The sequence below is a fragment of the Paraburkholderia tropica genome (assembly GCF_014171495.1).
Taxonomy (GTDB): Bacteria; Pseudomonadota; Gammaproteobacteria; order Burkholderiales; family Burkholderiaceae; genus Paraburkholderia; species Paraburkholderia tropica.
The window spans coordinates 3,190,499-3,209,364 of sequence record NZ_CP049134.1 but is presented as its reverse complement, the minus strand read 5'-3'; the positions used below and the strand labels follow the sequence as shown (position 1 = coordinate 3,209,364).

The 18,866-nt window shown below is 62.5% G+C and carries 16 protein-coding genes; 15 read left to right on the top strand and 1 reads right to left on the bottom strand.

Annotated elements, in window-relative coordinates; translation table 11 throughout:
• The first annotated feature begins 153 nt into the window (after positions 1-153).
• The 14 genes from mnmG to G5S35_RS14420 all read left to right on the top strand — a co-directional run bounded on the left by mnmG (position 154) and on the right by G5S35_RS14420 (position 13,759).
• Entirely contained in the window at positions 154-2,112 is a 1,959-nt protein-coding gene (gene mnmG, locus G5S35_RS14485; RefSeq protein WP_074982847.1) for a tRNA uridine-5-carboxymethylaminomethyl(34) synthesis enzyme MnmG, read from the top strand.
• Positions 2,109-2,807, top strand: coding sequence for a 16S rRNA (guanine(527)-N(7))-methyltransferase RsmG (gene rsmG / locus G5S35_RS14480; protein WP_074982845.1), 699 nt, complete (start codon positions 2,109-2,111; stop codon positions 2,805-2,807). The genes mnmG and rsmG overlap by 4 nt, the downstream gene beginning before the upstream one ends.
• A gap of 106 nt (positions 2,808-2,913) precedes the next feature.
• Positions 2,914-3,684 (top strand): ParA family protein, encoded by a 771-nt coding sequence (locus tag G5S35_RS14475; RefSeq protein ID WP_065061758.1) that lies wholly within the window; start codon positions 2,914-2,916, stop codon positions 3,682-3,684.
• A gap of 19 nt (positions 3,685-3,703) precedes the next feature.
• The gene (locus tag G5S35_RS14470; protein WP_065061757.1) at positions 3,704-4,591 is read left to right on the top strand and encodes a ParB/RepB/Spo0J family partition protein; all 888 of its coding nucleotides are present in this window, start codon (positions 3,704-3,706) and stop codon (positions 4,589-4,591) included.
• A 51-nt stretch (positions 4,592-4,642) separates the two neighbouring features.
• Positions 4,643-5,758: an SLC13 family permease gene (locus G5S35_RS14465; protein ID WP_074983003.1), complete on the top strand. Its 1,116-nt coding sequence runs from the start codon at positions 4,643-4,645 to the stop codon at positions 5,756-5,758.
• A gap of 296 nt (positions 5,759-6,054) precedes the next feature.
• A complete protein-coding gene (locus G5S35_RS14460; protein WP_080180607.1) occupies positions 6,055-6,663 on the top strand; it encodes an ATP synthase subunit I in 609 nt (202 codons plus the stop codon).
• 166 nt (positions 6,664-6,829) lie between these two features.
• On the top strand, positions 6,830-7,681 hold the full coding sequence (gene atpB, locus G5S35_RS14455; protein WP_065061756.1) for a F0F1 ATP synthase subunit A: 852 nt from the start codon (positions 6,830-6,832) through the stop codon (positions 7,679-7,681).
• A gap of 73 nt (positions 7,682-7,754) precedes the next feature.
• Positions 7,755-8,024, top strand: coding sequence for a F0F1 ATP synthase subunit C (atpE, locus tag G5S35_RS14450; RefSeq protein ID WP_028203308.1), 270 nt, complete (start codon positions 7,755-7,757; stop codon positions 8,022-8,024).
• 139 nt (positions 8,025-8,163) lie between these two features.
• Positions 8,164-8,634, top strand: a complete 471-nt coding sequence (locus tag G5S35_RS14445; protein ID WP_065061755.1) for a F0F1 ATP synthase subunit B — start codon at positions 8,164-8,166, stop codon at positions 8,632-8,634.
• Between the two features lie 2 nt (positions 8,635-8,636).
• Positions 8,637-9,176 (top strand): F0F1 ATP synthase subunit delta, encoded by a 540-nt coding sequence (locus G5S35_RS14440; protein WP_065061754.1) that lies wholly within the window; start codon positions 8,637-8,639, stop codon positions 9,174-9,176.
• A 66-nt stretch (positions 9,177-9,242) separates the two neighbouring features.
• The gene (gene atpA, locus G5S35_RS14435) at positions 9,243-10,784 is read left to right on the top strand and encodes a F0F1 ATP synthase subunit alpha (protein ID WP_065061753.1); all 1,542 of its coding nucleotides are present in this window, start codon (positions 9,243-9,245) and stop codon (positions 10,782-10,784) included.
• Positions 10,785-10,866: 82 nt separating this feature from the next.
• Complete coding sequence (gene atpG / locus G5S35_RS14430; protein ID WP_065061752.1) at positions 10,867-11,751, top strand: F0F1 ATP synthase subunit gamma; 885 nt, start codon at positions 10,867-10,869, stop codon at positions 11,749-11,751.
• 86 nt (positions 11,752-11,837) lie between these two features.
• Positions 11,838-13,232, top strand: coding sequence for a F0F1 ATP synthase subunit beta (atpD, locus tag G5S35_RS14425; RefSeq protein WP_065061751.1), 1,395 nt, complete (start codon positions 11,838-11,840; stop codon positions 13,230-13,232).
• Positions 13,233-13,333: 101 nt separating this feature from the next.
• A complete protein-coding gene (locus tag G5S35_RS14420; protein ID WP_065061750.1) occupies positions 13,334-13,759 on the top strand; it encodes a F0F1 ATP synthase subunit epsilon in 426 nt (141 codons plus the stop codon).
• Positions 13,760-13,858: 99 nt separating this feature from the next.
• Here the strand turns inward: G5S35_RS14420 and G5S35_RS14415 are convergent, their stop codons facing one another.
• Positions 13,859-15,775 carry a hypothetical protein gene (locus G5S35_RS14415; RefSeq protein WP_183038424.1) on the bottom strand — a complete coding sequence of 639 codons (1,917 nt, stop codon included), beginning with the start codon at positions 15,773-15,775 and terminating at the stop codon, positions 13,859-13,861.
• A 465-nt stretch (positions 15,776-16,240) separates the two neighbouring features.
• Between G5S35_RS14415 and G5S35_RS14410 the strand changes: the two genes are divergently transcribed.
• Positions 16,241-17,992 (top strand): AMP-binding protein, encoded by a 1,752-nt coding sequence (locus G5S35_RS14410; protein ID WP_074982838.1) that lies wholly within the window; start codon positions 16,241-16,243, stop codon positions 17,990-17,992.
• The last annotated feature ends 874 nt before the right edge of the window (positions 17,993-18,866 follow it).

Genomic DNA, 18,866 nt, shown 5'->3' with positions numbered 1-18,866 from the left:
GTGTTTCACGTGAAACACGCCGTTTTTTTTCGACAAAGCGTGGAACGAAATTCGGGCGTGAACGGCCCAAAACCTGAAACCGTTATAATTCGCGCATACCACTTTTTCTGAGAAGGCTCACGCGGTCAAATTGTCCGTGCGTGAGGTCCCGCCATGCTTTTCCCAACAGAGTTTGACGTAATTGTCGTCGGCGGCGGTCACGCCGGCACCGAGGCCGCGCTTGCCGCTGCCCGCATGGGCGTGAAGACGCTCCTGCTCACGCACAACATCGAGACGCTTGGTCAGATGAGCTGCAATCCGTCGATTGGCGGTATTGGCAAAGGCCATCTGGTTAAGGAGGTCGATGCGCTCGGCGGCGCAATGGCCGCTGCGACGGACGAGGGCGGCATTCAGTTCCGCATCCTCAACTCGTCGAAGGGCCCCGCTGTGCGTGCGACGCGCGCCCAGGCTGACCGTATTCTGTACAAGGCCGCGATCCGCCATCGCCTGGAGAATCAGCCGAATCTGTGGCTGTTCCAGCAGGCCGTGGAAGATCTGATGGTCGAAGGCGACCGCGTGGTCGGCGCCGTGACGCAGGTCGGCCTGCGCTTCCGCGCACGCGCGGTGGTGCTCACGGCCGGTACGTTCCTCGACGGCAAGATCCACGTGGGCCTCAATAACTACACGGGCGGTCGCGCAGGCGACCCCGCCGCAGTGACGTTGTCGGCGCGCCTGAAGGAACTGAAGCTGCCGCAAGGCCGCCTCAAAACGGGCACGCCGCCGCGTATCGACGGCCGCACGATCGATTTTTCGGTGCTCGAAGAGCAGCCGGGCGACCTCGATCCGGTACCGGTGTTCTCGTTCCTTGGCCGCGCGGAGCAGCATCCGCGGCAGATTCCGTGCTGGGTCACGCATACCAACGAGCGCACGCACGACATCATTCGCGGCGGTCTCGACCGTTCGCCGATGTACACGGGCGTGATCGAAGGGGTGGGGCCGCGCTATTGCCCGTCGATCGAAGACAAGATTCATCGCTTCGCGTCGAAGGAATCGCACCAGATCTATCTGGAGCCGGAAGGCCTGACGACGAACGAGTTCTACCCGAATGGAATCTCGACGAGCCTGCCGTTCGACGTGCAGTTGGAACTGGTGCACTCGATGCGCGGCCTCGAGCACGCGCACATCCTGCGCCCCGGCTATGCGATCGAATACGATTATTTCGACCCGCGCGGCCTGAAGGCGTCGCTGGAAACGAAGGTCATCAACGGGCTGTTTTTTGCGGGCCAGATCAACGGCACCACGGGCTATGAAGAAGCGGCTGCGCAAGGCCTGCTCGCCGGTATCAACGCCGGTCTGCAAGTGCAGGGCAAGGATGCATGGTGCCCGCGCCGCGATCAGGCTTATCTCGGCGTGCTGGTCGACGATCTGGTGACGCGCGGCGTGTCGGAGCCGTATCGTATGTTCACGAGCCGTGCGGAGTATCGTCTGAGTCTGCGTGAAGACAATGCCGATATGCGCCTGACTGAAATCGGCCGCGAACTCGGTGTTGTCGATGACGTGCGTTGGGATGCATTCAGCCGCAAACGCGACGCTGTTTCACGTGAAACCGAACGCCTGAAGTCGACATGGGTGAATCCGAAGACATTGGGCGCGGAAGAAGCGACTGCGCTGCTCGGCAAGCCCATCGACCACGAATACAATCTCGCAGACTTGCTGCGACGTCCGGGTGTCAGCTACGACGGTGTGTGCGGTCTGCGCGGCGGTACATGCGGTCCTGAAGCGCCGCTGGCCGACGACGAAGTCCTGCTCGCGCAGATCAAGGAGCAGATCGAGATCGGTGTTAAATATCAGGGCTATATCGATCGTCAAGCGGACGAGATCGAGCGCAATGGCACGCACGAGAACACGCGTTTGCCCGAGGGCATCGATTACGCGGAAGTGCGTGGTCTGTCGTTCGAGGCGCGCCAGAAGCTCAATCAGTTCCGTCCGGAAACCATTGGTCAGGCCTCGCGCATTTCGGGCATCACGCCCGCCGCGATCTCGCTGCTGATGGTGCATCTGAAGCGCGGCCTCGGCCGTCGCCGCCAGAAGCCCGCCGACGCGGGTAACGACACGACGCCGGTGGCTCAATGAGCGGCCGCGCACGTCAACCCGGTATCGCCGATCGCGGCGCACTTTCGCAGATGCTGAAGGAGGGCGCTCAGGCGCTCTCCGTCGAATTGAGCGAGCGTCAACACGAACAACTGCTGGACTACGTCGCATTGCTCGCGAAGTGGAACGCCGTCTACAACCTGACGGCCATTCGCGATCCGCGCCAGATGCTGATCCAGCACATCCTCGATTCGCTTTCGATCCTGCCGCATCTGCCTTCACGTGAAAACACGGCGGTGCTCGACGTGGGGTCGGGCGGTGGTTTGCCGGGCATCGTTCTCGCGATCGTGCGTCCCGACTGGCAAGTCACGCTGAACGACATCGTGCACAAGAAGTCGGCGTTTCAGTCGCAAGCGAAGGCCGAACTCGGCCTCGCGAATCTCTCGGTCGTGACCGGACGAGTCGAATCGCTGCGACCTGGTGTCGAAGTCCCTAAAAAATTCGATTTGATCGTCTCGCGGGCATTCGCGGAACTGTCCGATTTCGTTACACTGGCCCGTCACCTCGTTGCGGACGGCGGCGCGATCTGGGCGATGAAGGGCGTGCGCCCCGAAGGCGAGATCGAGCGTTTGCCGGAAGGCGCGAAGGCAATCCAGACGATTCGCCTCACCGTGCCGATGCTCGATGCGGAACGTCACCTGACGGAAGTCACGGTCGAACCGGTTGCCGCGGCCTGAGTTGGCCGCACACAGGATCGTTGGCCGATCGGTCGAATAGCGCGGCTGCGTTGCTCGCGCTATAACGTATGCAAACTTTTTAAGGCAGTAAAGGGACACATAAAAGATGGCAAAAATCTTCTGCGTTGCGAACCAGAAGGGCGGCGTCGGCAAGACGACGACAACGGTCAATCTCGCCGCGAGCCTCGCATCGCAGGGACAGCGTGTCCTTCTCATCGACCTCGACCCGCAAGGCAATGCCACGATGGGCAGCGGCATCGACAAGGCGGCGTGTGAATACACCGTCTATGAAGTGCTGGTCGACGGTATTACCGTGCCGCAGGCGCGTACGAGCCCGGAGCAGGTGGGCTACGACGTGCTGCCGGCCAATCGCGAACTCGCCGGCGCCGAAGTGGAGCTGGTCTCCGTGGAACAGCGCGAGCGCCGTCTGAAGAACGCACTGGCGCAAGTGGACGATGAATACGACTTCGTGCTGATCGACTGCCCGCCCGCGCTCTCGCTGCTCACGCTCAATGGCCTGTGCGCGGCGCATGGCGTGGTGATTCCGATGCAGTGCGAGTACTTCGCGCTCGAAGGTCTGTCAGACCTCGTGAACACCATCAAGCAGGTGCACGCGAACATGAATCGCGACCTGAAAGTGATCGGCCTTCTGCGCGTGATGTTCGATCCGCGCATCACGTTGCAGCAGCAGGTTTCGGAGCAACTCAAGGAGCACTTTGGCGACAAGGTGTTCGACGCCGTGATCCCGCGCAATGTGCGGCTTGCGGAAGCGCCCAGCTACGGTTTGCCGGGCGTGGTGTTCGATCGCGCCTCGCGCGGCGCGCAGGCCTATGTGCAATTCGGCGCGGAAATGATCGAGCGCGTACGCGCACTCTGACGCAGACTGGAGAAGCACGATGAACGCAGTAGCACGAAAAAAGGGGCTGGGTCGAGGACTGGAAGCACTGCTCGGCGGTAGCGCGGACATCACCGAAGCAGTGAAGATCGAGGGCGCGCCCAACACGCTGCCGCTCACGCAGATGCAGGCGGGCAAGTATCAGCCACGCACGCGCATGGACGAAGGCGCGCTGCAGGAACTGGCGGCGAGCATTCGCGCGCAGGGTTTGATGCAGCCGATTCTCGTGCGTCCGGTCAGCGCGAATCGCTACGAAATCATCGCGGGCGAGCGACGTTTTCGCGCGGCGCACATTGCCGGCCTGACCGAGGTTCCGGTGCTCGTGAAGGATGTGCCCGATCAGGCCGCCGCCGCGATGGCGCTGATCGAGAACATCCAGCGCGAAGACCTGAATCCGCTCGAAGAGGCGCAGGGCATCCAGCGGCTGCTCGACGAGTTCAGTTTCACGCATGAGCAGGCGGCGGAGTCGGTGGGGCGCTCGCGCAGCGCGGTGTCGAATCTGCTGCGTCTGCTGAACCTGGCCGCGCCGGTGCAGACCATGCTGCTCGCGGGCGATCTCGATATGGGCCACGCGCGCGCGCTGCTCGCCGTTGACGCCGCCACGCAGATCACGCTCGCGAACCAGGTGGTCAACAAGCGTATGTCGGTGCGTGAAACCGAAAAGCTCGTTTCGGCGACGACCAAGGCCGCACCGGCGGTGAAGGCGAAGGCTGCGCACGATGGCGGGCGCGACACGCGCCGCCTCGAAGAAGAGTTGTCGGATCTGCTGTCCGCGACGGTGAAGATCAAGCTCGGCCGACGCGGCCGCGGCCAACTCACCGTCGATTTCGGTGATCTCGATGCACTTGACGGCATTTTGCTGCGTTTGCGCGGCGAAGCTGCGGTTTAACGCACGTTTCCGTACACGGTGCAGGAATCTGATGCCGCGCAACGCGGCCCCCTGAGTCTGCTGCGCCGGATCGGCGCGTTTGCGGCGGGCGAGCCGGTGCTGACGATACTCGTCGCCGCGCTCGTGCTGCTGCAGATCTTCGCGCCGCGCGCGTGGAGCACGCTGCCCGGGCTCGTCGACTGGCAAACGGTGATGACGCTGGCCGGCCTGCTCATCCTCACGAAGGCGATCGAATATTCAGGATTCCTGACCTGGGTCGCGCACAAGCTGGTCCATCGAATTCGCTCCGAGCGCGCGTTGGCGTTTCTGCTGATCGGTCTGGCGGCGGCCTTGTCGACGGTCGTGACGAACGACGTTGCGCTATTCGTCGTCGTGCCGCTGGTGTTGTCGCTGCACAAGCTCACGCCGTTGCCGCTCAAGCGCCTCGTGATTTTCATCGCGCTGGCCGTGAACGCCGGTTCCATCCTGACGCCGCTCGGCAATCCGCAAAACCTGTTTCTCTGGCAGTTGAGTGGTGCGGCATTTGGTCGCTTCGTTGTCGCACTGGCGCCGCTCTGCGCGCTGCTGATGGCGATGCTGTTTGCGCTCGCAGCGCTGCTTTTCCGGCCGACCGCGCTCGATCTGAGCCGCGACGCAGAGGCGCATGGCGTCGATCGCACGCTCGCGGGCGTGGCCGCCGTGCTGTTTGTCGCGTTCGTGCTGCTCGCCGATGCGCACCGCGCCGGCCTTGCGCTCGCGGGCGTGGCTGCCGGGTTCCTGATCTGGCGCGCGCGCATCGTGCTGAAGATCGACTGGCTGTTGCTGCTGATTTTCGTGCTGATGTTCATCGTCCTGCGCAGCGCGGCGGCGCTGCCGTGGATTCATCACGCGCTGGAGGGCCTCGCGCTGCAGACACCGGTACGCGCCTATCTGGCGGGCGCCGTGCTCTCTCAGGCCATCAGCAACGTGCCGGCGGCCATCGTGCTCGCGGGTTTCACGCACGACTGGCGCGCGCTGGCGTACGGTGTGAGCGTCGGCGGCTTCGGCCTCGCGATCGGCTCACTGGCGAATCTGATCGCCGTGCGTCTGTCGGGCGAGCGGGGCGTCTGGCTGCAGTTCCACCTCATCGCGATCCCGTTCTGGGTGGCTGCGACAATATGCGGCGGTCTCGTGTTGTATTTTTCCTGACAGAAATGAGACAGGTCAGCGACATAAACGTGGTTACAAGGTAAAATCGCGCCCCGTTTTGCCTGGCTCTCCTGAGTGCAGAACGTGCGGCGAACGCTCCCTTACATTTTCCGTTACCCCTCGGGTAATGGTGCGTTTTCCGCATGATGAAGTAGCATTTCACGGGGGTTATTGAGCGGGCTAAAGTCTTGAATTGGCTGCAACTATCGCTTACAATCGCCCGGATTTATTTGGTTGGCGATGCCGTAAGCACGTTGTAATAAAGCGCGCGAAAGGCAAATATCCGGAATAACGCGATGGTGGGTCACAGGCCAGACGAAGCGCCGCAGGCGCATGAAGGGCCCGATGGTCCGCGTAGCGCGATCGAAGCATCCCGCCGGGGGCAGGATGCGGGAACGGAGAAAGCAGGAGCCGCGGGTTCGCGTGTCGATCACAACGATCGCTGGGACCAGCTGGACGCCGATCAGCAAGATAACAACGACATCGTTCCGCTCACCCGGACTGAAGCCGAGCAGCTGTTCGGTGCGCAGGTGAGTCGCCCATCGCGCGTCACGCCGTTTCGTGTCGTGGCGGCGCAAGTGGTTTTGTCCCTGGTTGCTACGCTGTTGTGGTGGCTGTTTTATACGCCACCGGGTGCGGCTGCGCCGAGCAGTGTGCCGATCTCGGCGCTGCTGGGAGGAGCGATCTGCTGGGTGCCCGGCGCGTTGTTCGCCGCGCGGCTCAAGCAGTTGAGCGGCGCCGGCACCGTAATGAACTGGATGCTCGGTGAAGCATTCAAGATGGGGGCGACGATTGCGATGTTCGTCGCCATCGCGTTCTGGTATCGCGACGTGCAGTGGATTCCCCTGCTCATCACGTACCTGATCGCACTGAAGACATACTGGATCGCGCTCGCGTGGCGCTGAATCCCGCCAACATCGCGCCGCCTTCGGGCGTAGAGGCGATGGAGGCGAAGATCAGCTGGCCCATGCGGAGCAAATAAGACACGATCCGCGGCGGTGCGTTCCCGCAATCTGGTTGGCGCGGGAACGGCCGGAAACGATTTTCGACAATTTGGGTGGTTTTAACGATATGGCAGCCAGCGAAGGAACGCGCGCTCTGGATCCGTCCGAGTACATTGCGCACCACTTGCAGAATTTTTCCACCTCGCATCAGACGTCGATCGTCGATTTCCACGTCTGGAACATCGACACGCTGTTCTGGTCGATCCTGTGTGGTGTCGTCACCATCCTGCTGCTGTTCGTCGCCGCACGCAAGGCCACGTCGGGCGTGCCGGGCCGCTTCCAGTGCGCCATCGAAATGCTGGTCGAAATGGTCGAAGACCAGTCGAAGTCCATCATTCACGGCAACCGTAAATTCATCGCTCCGCTGGCCCTGACGGTGTTCGTCTGGGTGGCGCTGATGAACTCCCTCGACTTCATCCCCGTCGACCTGCCGGGCCGCGTGATCGGCTGGCTGGGTCTGTCCGAAGCACTCCCGCATCAGCGCATCGTCCCGACCGCCGACCTCAACGGCACGTTCGGCATCGCGCTCGGCGTGTTCGTGCTGATGATCTATTACAACCTCAAGATCAAGGGCCCCGGCGGCTTCGCCCACGAGCTGCTGTCGGCGCCGTTCGGCTCGCATCCGCTGCTGTGGATCCCGAACCTTGCACTCAACATCATCGAGTTCGTCGCCAAGACGGTTTCGCTCGCCCTGCGGTTGTTCGGCAACATGTATGCAGGCGAACTGCTGTTCCTGCTGATCGCCCTGCTGGGCAGTCTGTGGACCTTCGGCGCGGATTCGACGGTGCTTGGCTTCATCGGCCACGTGATTGCAGGCAGCGTCTGGGCGATCTTCCACATCCTGATCGTTCTGCTGCAAGCGTTCATTTTCATGATGCTGACGCTGGTGTACATCGGCCAGGCACACGACAGCCACTAAACGGCGGTCGGACCAGAATTGCAGTTTTAAGTTTTAAATCCCCAGTTCCAGAAAATCTCACAAAGGAGTGATCATGCAAGCTTTCATCGCCAACATCCAGGGTTTCACGGCCATCGGTATCGGCATCATCATCGGCCTGGGTGCAATCGGCGCCTGTATCGGTATCGGCCTGATGGGCGGCAAGTACATCGAAGCCTGCGCACGTCAGCCTGAACTGATGAACCCGCTGCAGACGAAGATGTTCCTGCTGGCTGGTCTGATCGATGCAGCGTTCCTGATTGGCGTGGGTGTTGCAATGCTGTTCGCGTTCGCTAACCCGCTGCTCTCGAAGCTCGCGGGCTAAGTTCCCTGGAAGGTTGCGCCTGACCTATAACGGTTAAGGGCGCATGGCGGAACGGGAGACGAGGCGCTGATCGAGTTTCACAACCGATGAGCGCCTTGCCGTTTCAATTCCCCGGAATAGCAACGTTTAAGGAAACACCGTGAATCTCAACGCAACCCTGTTTGCGCAAATGGTCGTGTTCCTGATCCTCGCGTGGTTCACGATGAAGTTCGTGTGGCCGCCGTTGATCAACGCCCTCGACGAGCGCTCGAAGAAGATCGCGGACGGCCTCGCCGCTGCGGAAAAGGGCAAAGCGGAACTCGAAGCCGCGCACAAGCGCGTGGGCGAGGAACTCGCTACGGCCCGTAACGAGGGCCAAAACCGTATCGCCGATGCGGAAAAGCGCGCTCTCGCAGTCGCTGAAGAAATCAAGGCCCAGGCCCACGCCGAAGCAGCGCGCATCATCGCGCAAGCCAAGGCTGACGCGGACCAGCAAGTCGTCAAGGCACGCGAAGTCCTGCGCGCCGAAGTCGCCGCGCTCGCCGTGCAAGGCGCCGAGCAGATCCTGAAGCGCGAAGTCGATCAGTCGGCGCATGCCGATCTGCTGAATCAACTGAAAGCCGAGCTCTGATCATGGCCGAACTTGCAACCATCGCCCGCCCGTACGCAGAAGCCCTGTTTGGCGTGGCCGAAGCTGGTGACACCGCCGCCTGGTCCACGCTCGTTACGGAGCTGGCACAGGTTGCGGCCATGCCCGACGTGCTGTCGGTCGCGTCGAGCCCGAAAGTGAGCCATGCCCAGGTCGTCGAGCTGCTGCTGTCGGCGGTGAAGTCCCCGCTCAAGGATTCGGCTGAGGCCAAGAACCTCGTGCAGATGCTGGTCGCGAATCACCGCCTGGAACTGCTGCCGGAAATCCACGCACAGTTCGAAGCGCTCAAGAACGCGAAGGCCGGTGCGGCCGATGCGCTGATCGTCAGCGCGTTCCCGCTCGAAGGCACCCAGTTGAACGACCTCGTCGCCAGCCTCGAACGCAAGTTCAAATGCAAGCTGAAGCCCACCGTTGAAATCGACAAGTCGCTGATCGGCGGCGTGCGTGTCACGGTCGGCGACGAAGTGCTCGATACCTCGGTCCGCGCGCGGCTCGCCAGCATGCAGGTGGCACTGACCGCTTGAGCGTCCCGGTGAACGCACCGAACGCAGCGGCTGGCACGCAACAGAATTGAACATCAGGAGCGAATAATGCAACTCAATCCCTCTGAGATCAGCGAGCTGATCAAGAGCCGGATCCAGGGCCTTGAAGCGAGCGCAGACGTTCGCAACCAGGGCACCGTGATCTCCGTGACCGACGGCATCGTGCGCATCCACGGCCTGTCGGACGTGATGCAGGGCGAAATGCTCGAATTCCCGGGCAACACCTTCGGTCTCGCGCTGAACCTCGAGCGTGACTCGGTCGGCGCCGTGATTCTGGGTGAATACGAACACATTTCGGAAGGCGACGTCGTCAAGACGACGGGCCGCATTCTGGAAGTGCCGGTGGGTCCGGAACTGATCGGCCGCGTGGTCGATCCGCTCGGCAACCCGATCGACGGCAAGGGCCCGGTCAACGCCAAGATGACCGACGCGATCGAAAAGATCGCTCCGGGCGTGATCTGGCGTGAAGGCGTCTCGCAGCCGGTGCAAACCGGTCTGAAGTCGATCGACGCAATGGTGCCGATCGGCCGTGGCCAGCGTGAGCTGATCATCGGCGACCGTCAGTGCGGCAAGACCGCGGTGGCCGTCGACACGATCATCAACCAGAAGGGCAAGGACCTGATCTGTATCTACGTCGCCATCGGCCAGAAGGCGTCGTCGATCCAGAACGTGCTGCGCAAGCTCGAAGAAACCGGCGCGATCGACTACACGATCGTCGTGGCCGCTTCGGCTTCGGAATCGGCTGCGCTGCAGTACCTCGCACCGTACGCCGGCTGCACGATGGGCGAATACTTCCGCGACCGCGGCCAGGACGCCCTGATCATTTATGACGATCTGACCAAGCAAGCTTGGGCATACCGCCAGATCTCGCTGCTGCTGCGCCGCCCGCCGGGCCGCGAAGCTTACCCCGGCGACGTGTTCTATCTCCACTCGCGTCTGCTCGAGCGCGCTGCACGCGTGTCGGCCGACTACGTCGAGAAGTTCACGAACGGCGAAGTCAAGGGCAAGACGGGTTCGCTGACGGCACTGCCGATCATCGAAACGCAGGCAGGCGACGTCACGGCATTCGTTCCGACGAACGTGATCTCGATTACCGACGGCCAGATCTTCCTGGAAACCGACCTGTTCAACGCAGGCATCCGCCCGGCAATCAACGCCGGCGTGTCGGTGTCGCGTGTTGGCGGTGCGGCTCAGACGAAGGTCGTGAAGAAGCTGTCGGGCGGTATCCGTACCGACCTCGCGCAGTACCGTGAACTGGCGGCATTCGCCCAGTTCGCCTCGGACCTCGACGAAGCGACCCGCAAGCAGCTCGAGCGCGGCCGCCGCGTGACGGAACTGCTCAAGCAGCCCCAGTACCAGCCGCTGCAAGTCTGGGAACTGGCTGTGGCGCTGTTCTCGGCCAACAACGGCTACCTCGACGACATCGATGTCGCCGAAGTCCTGCCGTTCGAAAAGGGCCTGCGCGAATACCTGAAGTCGAAGCACGCTGACCTCGTCGCGCGCATCGAGGACAAGAAGGACCTGTCGAAGGACGACGAGAACGCGCTCCACGCGGCTCTCAAGGACTTCAAAAAGTCCGGCGCATATTGATCCGTCCGGGAATCAATCTAGATAAACGGACTGGGATCCGGGTTGGCGCGAGCGCCGACCCGGATCGACAAAGGAGCAAGCAATGGCTGGAATGAAGGAAATTCGCGGCAAGATCAAGAGCGTGCAAAACACGCGCAAGATCACCAAGGCGATGGAAATGGTTGCGGCGTCGAAAATGCGCCGTGCCCAGGAGCGCATGCGCGCCGCCCGCCCGTACGCCGATAAGGTCCGCGACATCGCTGCGCACATGAGCCGTGCGAACCCCGAGTATCGTCATCCGTTCATGACGGAGAACAACGATGCGAAGGTCGCCGGCGTGATTCTCGTCACGACCGACAAGGGTCTGTGCGGCGGGATGAACACCAACGTGCTGCGCGCGACGCTGCAGAAGTTCAAGGATCTGGAAGCGTCCGGCACGTCGGTCGAAGCTACGGCGATCGGCAGCAAGGGCCTCGGTTTCCTGAACCGTCTGCGCGCGAAAGTCGTGTCGAATGTCGTGCAACTCGGCGACACGCCGCATCTGGAAAAGCTGATCGGCGCCATCAAGGTGCAGCTCGACCAGTACTCGGAAGGCAAGCTCTCGGCCGTGTATCTCGCATACACGCGCTTCGTCAATACGATGAAGCAGGAGCCGGTCATCGAGCAGCTGCTGCCGCTGTCGAACGAGCGCCTCGAAGGCGGTCAGGACGATGGCGCGACGCCGAAGTCGCAGTGGGACTACATCTACGAGCCGGACGCGCAAACCGTCGTGGACGAGTTGCTGGTCCGCTATGTCGAAGCGCTGGTCTATCAGGCCGTCGCGGAAAACATGGCGTCGGAGCAATCGGCACGTATGGTCGCGATGAAGGCGGCGTCGGACAACGCGAAGACGGTCATCAACGAACTGCAGCTCTCGTACAACAAGAGCCGCCAGGCCGCGATTACGAAGGAACTGTCGGAAATCGTGGGCGGCGCAGCAGCCGTCTGACCCGAATAGCGAACGCGAATCCGCGCCGGCGTACCCGGTGTGTGCCGCCAGGCGAGTGAAGAATTCAGGTATCTAAAGGAAAATCGATGAGTACAACTGCTTTGCCGGAAGGCAAGATCGTACAGTGCATCGGCGCGGTGATCGACGTGGAATTCCCGCGCGAGAGCATGCCGAAGATCTACGACGCGCTCATTCTCGACGGGTCGGAACTGACCCTCGAAGTGCAGCAGCAGCTCGGTGACGGCGTCGTGCGCACCATCTGTCTGGGTGCGTCGGACGGCCTGCGCCGCGGCACCGTGGTGAAGAACACGGGCAAGCCCATCAGCGTGCCGGTCGGCAAGCCGACGCTCGGCCGTATCATGGACGTGCTCGGCCGTCCGATCGACGAAGCCGGCCCGATCGTCAGCGAAACGACGCGCGCGATCCACCAGAAGGCTCCGGCGTTCGACGAGCTGTCGCCGTCGGCGGAACTGCTCGAGACCGGCATCAAGGTCATCGACCTGATCTGCCCGTTCGCAAAGGGCGGCAAGGTCGGTCTGTTCGGTGGCGCCGGTGTGGGCAAGACCGTCAACATGATGGAACTGATCAACAACATCGCTAAGGAACACGGTGGTTTCTCCGTGTTCGCCGGTGTTGGCGAGCGTACCCGCGAAGGGAACGACTTCTATCACGAAATGAAGGACTCGAACGTTCTCGACAAGGTCGCGCTGGTCTACGGCCAGATGAACGAGCCGCCGGGCAACCGTCTGCGCGTCGCGCTGACCGGTCTGACGATGGCCGAGCACTTCCGTGACGAAGGTCTCGACGTGCTGTTCTTCGTCGACAACATCTACCGTTTCACGCTGGCTGGCACGGAAGTGTCGGCACTGCTCGGCCGTATGCCGTCGGCAGTGGGCTATCAGCCGACGCTGGCTGAAGAAATGGGCAAGCTGCAAGAGCGCATCACGTCGACCAAGAAGGGCTCGATTACGTCGGTTCAGGCCGTGTACGTCCCTGCGGACGACTTGACCGACCCGTCGCCGGCTACGACCTTCGGCCACCTGGACGCAACCGTCGTGCTGTCGCGTGACATCGCCTCGCTGGGTATCTACCCGGCAGTCGACCCGCTCGACTCGACCTCGCGCCAGATCGACCCGAACGTGATCGGTGAAGAGCACTACTCGATCACGCGCCGCGTGCAACAGACGCTCCAGCGCTACAAGGAACTGCGTGACATCATCGCAATTCTGGGCATGGACGAACTGTCGCCGGACGACAAGCTGTCGGTCGCTCGCGCACGTAAGATCCAGCGTTTCCTGTCGCAGCCGTTCCACGTCGCGGAAGTCTTCACGGGCTCGCCGGGCAAGTACGTGCCGCTGAAGGAAACCATCCGCGGCTTCAAGATGATCGTGGAAGGTGAGTGCGATCACCTGCCGGAGCAGGCGTTCTACATGGTCGGCACGATCGACGAAGCCTTCGAAAAGGCCAAGAAGATCCAGTAAGGGTCGCGTTGCAGGCAACGAGGCGAGATGTGTCGCGCTGGTTTTATCGGCATTGACGGATCTCGCCGCCGCAACCCCTTGACCCCAGGAGTTCGACACATATGGCAGCAACCATCAAGGTAGACGTCGTCAGCGCCGAAGAGAGCATCTATGACGGCCAGGCGAAGTTCGTCGCGCTTCCGGGCGAGGCGGGCGAGTTGGGCATTCTGCCGGGCCACACGCCGCTCATCACGCGGATTCGTCCGGGTGCGGTGCGTATCGTGGGCGCGGACGGCAATGAAGAGTTCGTGTTCGTCGCAGGCGGCATTCTCGAAGTGCAGCCGGGCGCCGTGACGGTGCTCGCCGACACCGCGATCCGCGGCAAGGATCTCGACGAAGCGAAGGCCGCCGAAGCGCGCAAGCGCGCCGAAGAGGCGCTGCAGAACGCCGGCTCGAACCTCGAGTACGCCACCGCGCAGGCCGAACTGGCCTACGCCGTTGCGCAACTCGCGGCGATCCAGCGTCTGCGCAAGCAACACCAGCATTGATTCCCGCACGCGCCTTCGCGGCGCGTGTGACCGAATCGAAAAAGCTCCCCGGCGATCGCGCCGGGGAGCTTTTTTTATGGGCCGACGCGAGCGGGCAGCTTAGCCGCGGCCGCTGTCGTTCAGCACTTCGACGCGCAGCACGCCCTGACGCTCCGAGAAGTAATTCACGTTCGAGAACAGGTAGTCGCCGGCGCGGACGTGTTCGAGGATCAGTGCGCGGCCCGCACGCGTGAGCTTGGGTTCGGCGAGCAGGGCGTCGAGATCCGCCGGGGTGAGGCGGCGCTGATGCTCGTCGTCGCGCCAGTTCTCGCCCTCGCGCAGCGCGCCCTGAAGCTTGAATTCGGACGTGAAGACGCGCGTGCCGTCGAGTCCGTAGACGCTCATGCTGACGGGCATGATGCCCGCGTCGTAGGCATCCTGCGGCACGATTTCGTGGATGAAGACGTTATTGCCCGACGTGAAGCCGTCGAGCCGCACCGAGCCGTTCGGACCCGTCACGCCGAGGCGCAAGATCGCCGTGCTATTGCTCGCGCCGATGGCGTCTCTCACGATCGGCAAGACGCCGAGATACGAACTGGTGGCGAGGAACAGCACGCCTGCCTTCTCCTTGTCCTGCGCGCCCGGCGTGAAGCGCTTGTCGATCTGCACGCTCACCGATTTGTTGATGCCGACGATCTCGACCTGCGCCGTTTGCGCGCCGATCTCGAAGGCCACCGCGCCGTCGATGTCGTCCACGGGGGCGCGTCGCTCGCCGTCGATCAAGGCGGTGAAGTCCCAGCCGGTGCGCTGGAAATAGCGCAGCGAGACGCCATCGGCATTGCGGCCAATCACGAACTCGTAGAGCCAGTATTGGCCGGGCTCCAGCATCAGTTCGACGACGTTCGCGCCGACCACCGTCAACACGCCGCCGATCAGTTTGCTCGTATCGACCGCACCGTCGGCCAGCGCGAAGTCGCCGTAATGCGTGCCCGCCGGCACGACGCCGAACGCGTACTGAATCGTGTCGTCGGGATTCGAATAGCCGTTGGCATCGGCGCCCGGCACGCCCGCCCAGATCTTCTTCGACAGACGCAGCTTGCCCTTCTTGCCGGTGTTGTTCGTCACCTCGACACGCATCAGTCCCTGGCGCTCGTAGAAGTAGTTCTGGTTCGTGAACAGCCAGTCGCCCACGCGCAGATTCGTGTGGATCAGCGCGCGTCCCGCTTCGGTGAACTTGGGATTGCGCAGCAGCGCGTCGAGTTCGTCCTGCGTGACTTCGTGCGCGTCGGGGAATCCGGCGCTATACCAGAGCGTTCCGTCGAGCCGGTACACGTCCATCTTCTGTGGCCGCACGCCCGCGTCGTAGCTCGCCTTGGGCACGACTTCGTGGATGAAGACGTTGTTGCCCGACGTGAAGCCGTCGAGGCGCACCTTGCCATCCATGCCGGTGATGCCGACGCGGACCACCGCGTTACCGTCGAAATTCGCGGAGCCCAGTTGCGTGAGGCCGAGATAGGCACTCGTGCCGAAGAACAGCACGCCGTTCGTGCGCCCGGTGCCGCTGCTCAAGCGCTTGTCGAGTTCGACGCACACGGCCTTGTTGATGGCGACGATGCTCATCTCGCGCGTTTGTGCGCCGACTTCGAAGAGCACGGCGCCGTCGTTGTCGTCGACGGGCGAACGCCGTTCGCCGTCCACCACGGCGGTGAAATCCCAGCCGGTGCGCTGGTAATAGCGCGGCGTGACGCCATCCGCATCGCGCCCGATCACGAACTCGTACAGCCAGTAGCGCCCCGGTGCGAGCGCAACGTCGGTCGTGTTGTCGCCCGTCACCATGAGGATGCCGCCGGTCAGCCGATGCGTGTCGACCGAGCCGTCCGCACGGGCGAAATCGCGGAAATGCGTGCCTTCGGGCACGACGCCGAACGCGTACTGGATTGTATCGGCGGGATCGGAATAGCCGTTGGCATCGGATCCGGGCACGCCGGCCCAGATTTTTTTCGAGAGTTTCAGACGGCAGGTAGCGGTGGGGTTCATTGAGACTCCGGGTGTGGGATTTCCTACGCGACAAGTTAATAAGAACTGCGAATCAATCAGCGGAAGTCAAAACTTCGTTAGACGGCGGTAAGGCAGCGGCGATTGCATTACGAATCGGCAGCGAAGTCCATCAGACGCTTGAGAGTGCGCGACGCGATGTCGCGATGCGGCGCGGGAAAAGCGCCAAACCTTGCGCGCGAATAAAGCCGCCGCCGCGGGCAGGTGCGGCCCGATACGGCGTCTGGCTGCCTTTCGCGTCTGAAACAAGCCTGGGTTCAAACTACTTGACGTTTACGGAAAGGTAATGCGAAATCATGCCTTCGAGCGTGCCGCCCCGAGCGGCGCGAGCGGTCCTGCCCGCGTGCGCTGCGGGTAAAACTTGATGCCGCCGCTGCGCATCGCGGTGGAGAATAGATTTCAAAATCATTTCAGCCGGGAGCGCGGCTCCCGCAGGAGACAGCCACCATGGCAATCGACGCAGCAGGCGCGGCGGCCGCGCGCGAAGCGCTCATCGCGCCGCAGGACGGTCTTTCCTACGTGCGCGGGACAGCCGCCACGCCGCTCTCCGACGCCACCATCGGTGAATTCCTGCACGAGACCGTCAGCCGCTTTCCGGAGCGGCCCGCCGTCGTGTTCCGCGAGCAGGGCATACGCTGGAACTGGCGCGAGTTCGCGGCCGAAGTCGACGTGATGGCGGCCGGTCTCGCGGAACTGGGCATCGAGAAGGGCGACCGCGTGGGCATCTGGTCGCCCAATCGCGTCGAATGGCTGCTCACGCAGTTCGCGACGGCGCGCATCGGCGCGGTGCTGGTCAACATCAATCCGGCTTACCGGCTCGCGGAGCTCGAATACGCACTGAACAAGGTCGGCTGCAAGGCGATCGTGGCGGCGGAGCGCTTCAAGACCTCGCAGTATCTGGAGATGCTGCAAACGCTCGCGCCCGAACTCGCGAGCGCGCAGCCCGGCGATCTGCATGCGGCGCGCCTGCCTGCGTTGCGCACGGTGATCCGCATGTGCGATACCGCGACGCCCGGCATGCTCAACTTCAGCGAGCTGATCGAGATGGGCCGCGTTCGGCTCGCGCGCGACGGTTCGGCCTGGCTCGACGCGCTCGGCGCGACGCTCTCGCCCGACGATCCGATCAATATCCAGTTCACGAGTGGCACGACCGGCAATCCGAAGGGCGCGACGCTCACGCATCGCAACGTCGTCAACAACGGGCGCTTCATCGCGATGGCCATGCGTTTGAGCGAGGACGATTCGCTCTGCATCCCGGTGCCGCTGTATCACTGCTTCGGCATGGTGCTCGCGGTGCTGGCGTGCGTGTCGGTCGGCGCGAACATGGTGTTTCCGGGCGAGGCCTTCGATCCGCGCGCGACGCTCGAAGCCGTGTCCGAGGAAGGCTGCACGGCGCTGCATGGCGTGCCGACGATGTTCATCGCCGAGCTCGATCATCCTGATTTCGCGAGCTTCGATCTCTCGCGATTGCGCACGGGCATCATGGCGGGCTCGCCGTGTCCGATCGAAACGATGAAGCGCGTGGTCTCGAAGATGCATCTGGCCGAGATCACCATCGCGTACGGCATGACGGAAACGAGTCCGGTCTCGTTCCAGAGCGCGACCACCGATCCGCTCGACAAGCGCACGACCACGGTGGGCCGCATCCAGCCGCATCTCGAAGTGAAGATCGTCGATCCGCTCGGCAACGTCGTGCCAGTGGGCGAGACGGGTGAGCTGTGCACGCGCGGCTATTCGGTGATGTGCGGCTACTGGGGCGACGAAGCGAAGACGGCGGAGTCGATCATCGACGGCTGGATGCATACGGGCGACCTCGCGACGCTCGACGCCGAAGGCTACTGCAACATCGTGGGCCGCCTGAAGGACATGCTGATACGCGGCGGCGAAAACATTTACCCGCGCGAGATCGAGGAGTTTCTGTTCCGCCATCCGAAGGTGCAGACCGTGCAGGTGTTCGGCGTGCCGGACGCGAAATATGGCGAGGAGGTGTGCGCGTGGATCGTGCTGCGTCCGGGCGAAGGTGCGACGGCCGAGGAGATCCAGACCTTCTGTCAGGGGCAGATAGCGCACTACAAGATCCCGAAGTACATCCGTTTCGTCGACGAACTGCCGATGACGGTGACGGGCAAGGTGCAGAAGTTCGTGATGCGCGCGCAGATGATCGACGAGTTGAAGATCGACGAACAGAAGACGGCCTGAACCTGCAAGACGTGCGGGCGTGCGCGACAGGGCGAGTCGCGCCGTCGCGCGCCAGGCGCATGGCCGCGGGCGATTGAATCATCCGGATACCGAAGTAATTGAACCCGGACGATGCGCGTGCGGCGACGCAAATAGTCGAACGATCAGCGAAAAATCAGGAAAAAGCGCGAGGAAAACCGGAAGAAAAACGCGAGGAAGGAAAAACGCGGACGAAAAAAAAGCGGGCCTGGAGCCCGCTAAAAACCACACGCTACGGGGTTAGCGCGAGGAGACCAAAGGAGGAGCCGGCTGATGAAACGTACGAGACGCCGGTCACGGCTCCAGCAAGGATGCCCCTAAGGAGGGCTTCGGCATAAAGCCGACCGGCTGGTGTATCGTGTCCGCTCACACTGGCACCAAGCCACATCCGTGTTGAAACCGTTGAAGGCATTGTGGGCGAATTAATGAACCTTGGCGGTAACAAAGTGTTTCAGGTTGTAACGCCCGCCAGATAAGGCTCCGAGGGATTTTTTGCCATCCGGAGCGGTTTTCGACCGTCATTTTTACCGGCATTTTCCTGTGCTGTCAGCGCGCGCGCAAACGTTAGCGTGAAGCAAAATTCTTATCGCATGAAGAAAGTCCCGCCATGCGGGCGATACGCCGTTTTCGTCACATGAATGCCGCGCGCGGCCACGTGAATGCATGCAGCATCCGCACAGGGCCGTGTATGCGCGGTTCACGGACGGAACATGTTGAAATGCAACGTGTCGTTGCAACTCGTCATATCGTTTAACGAATGTTCGCGCGGCGCGCGCGGCATCGAATGATGCGGATGCAGCAAATCACGCAAGCTGCATCGATCCATCGTGCGCGCGCGACGCGATCTGCGTGTGAC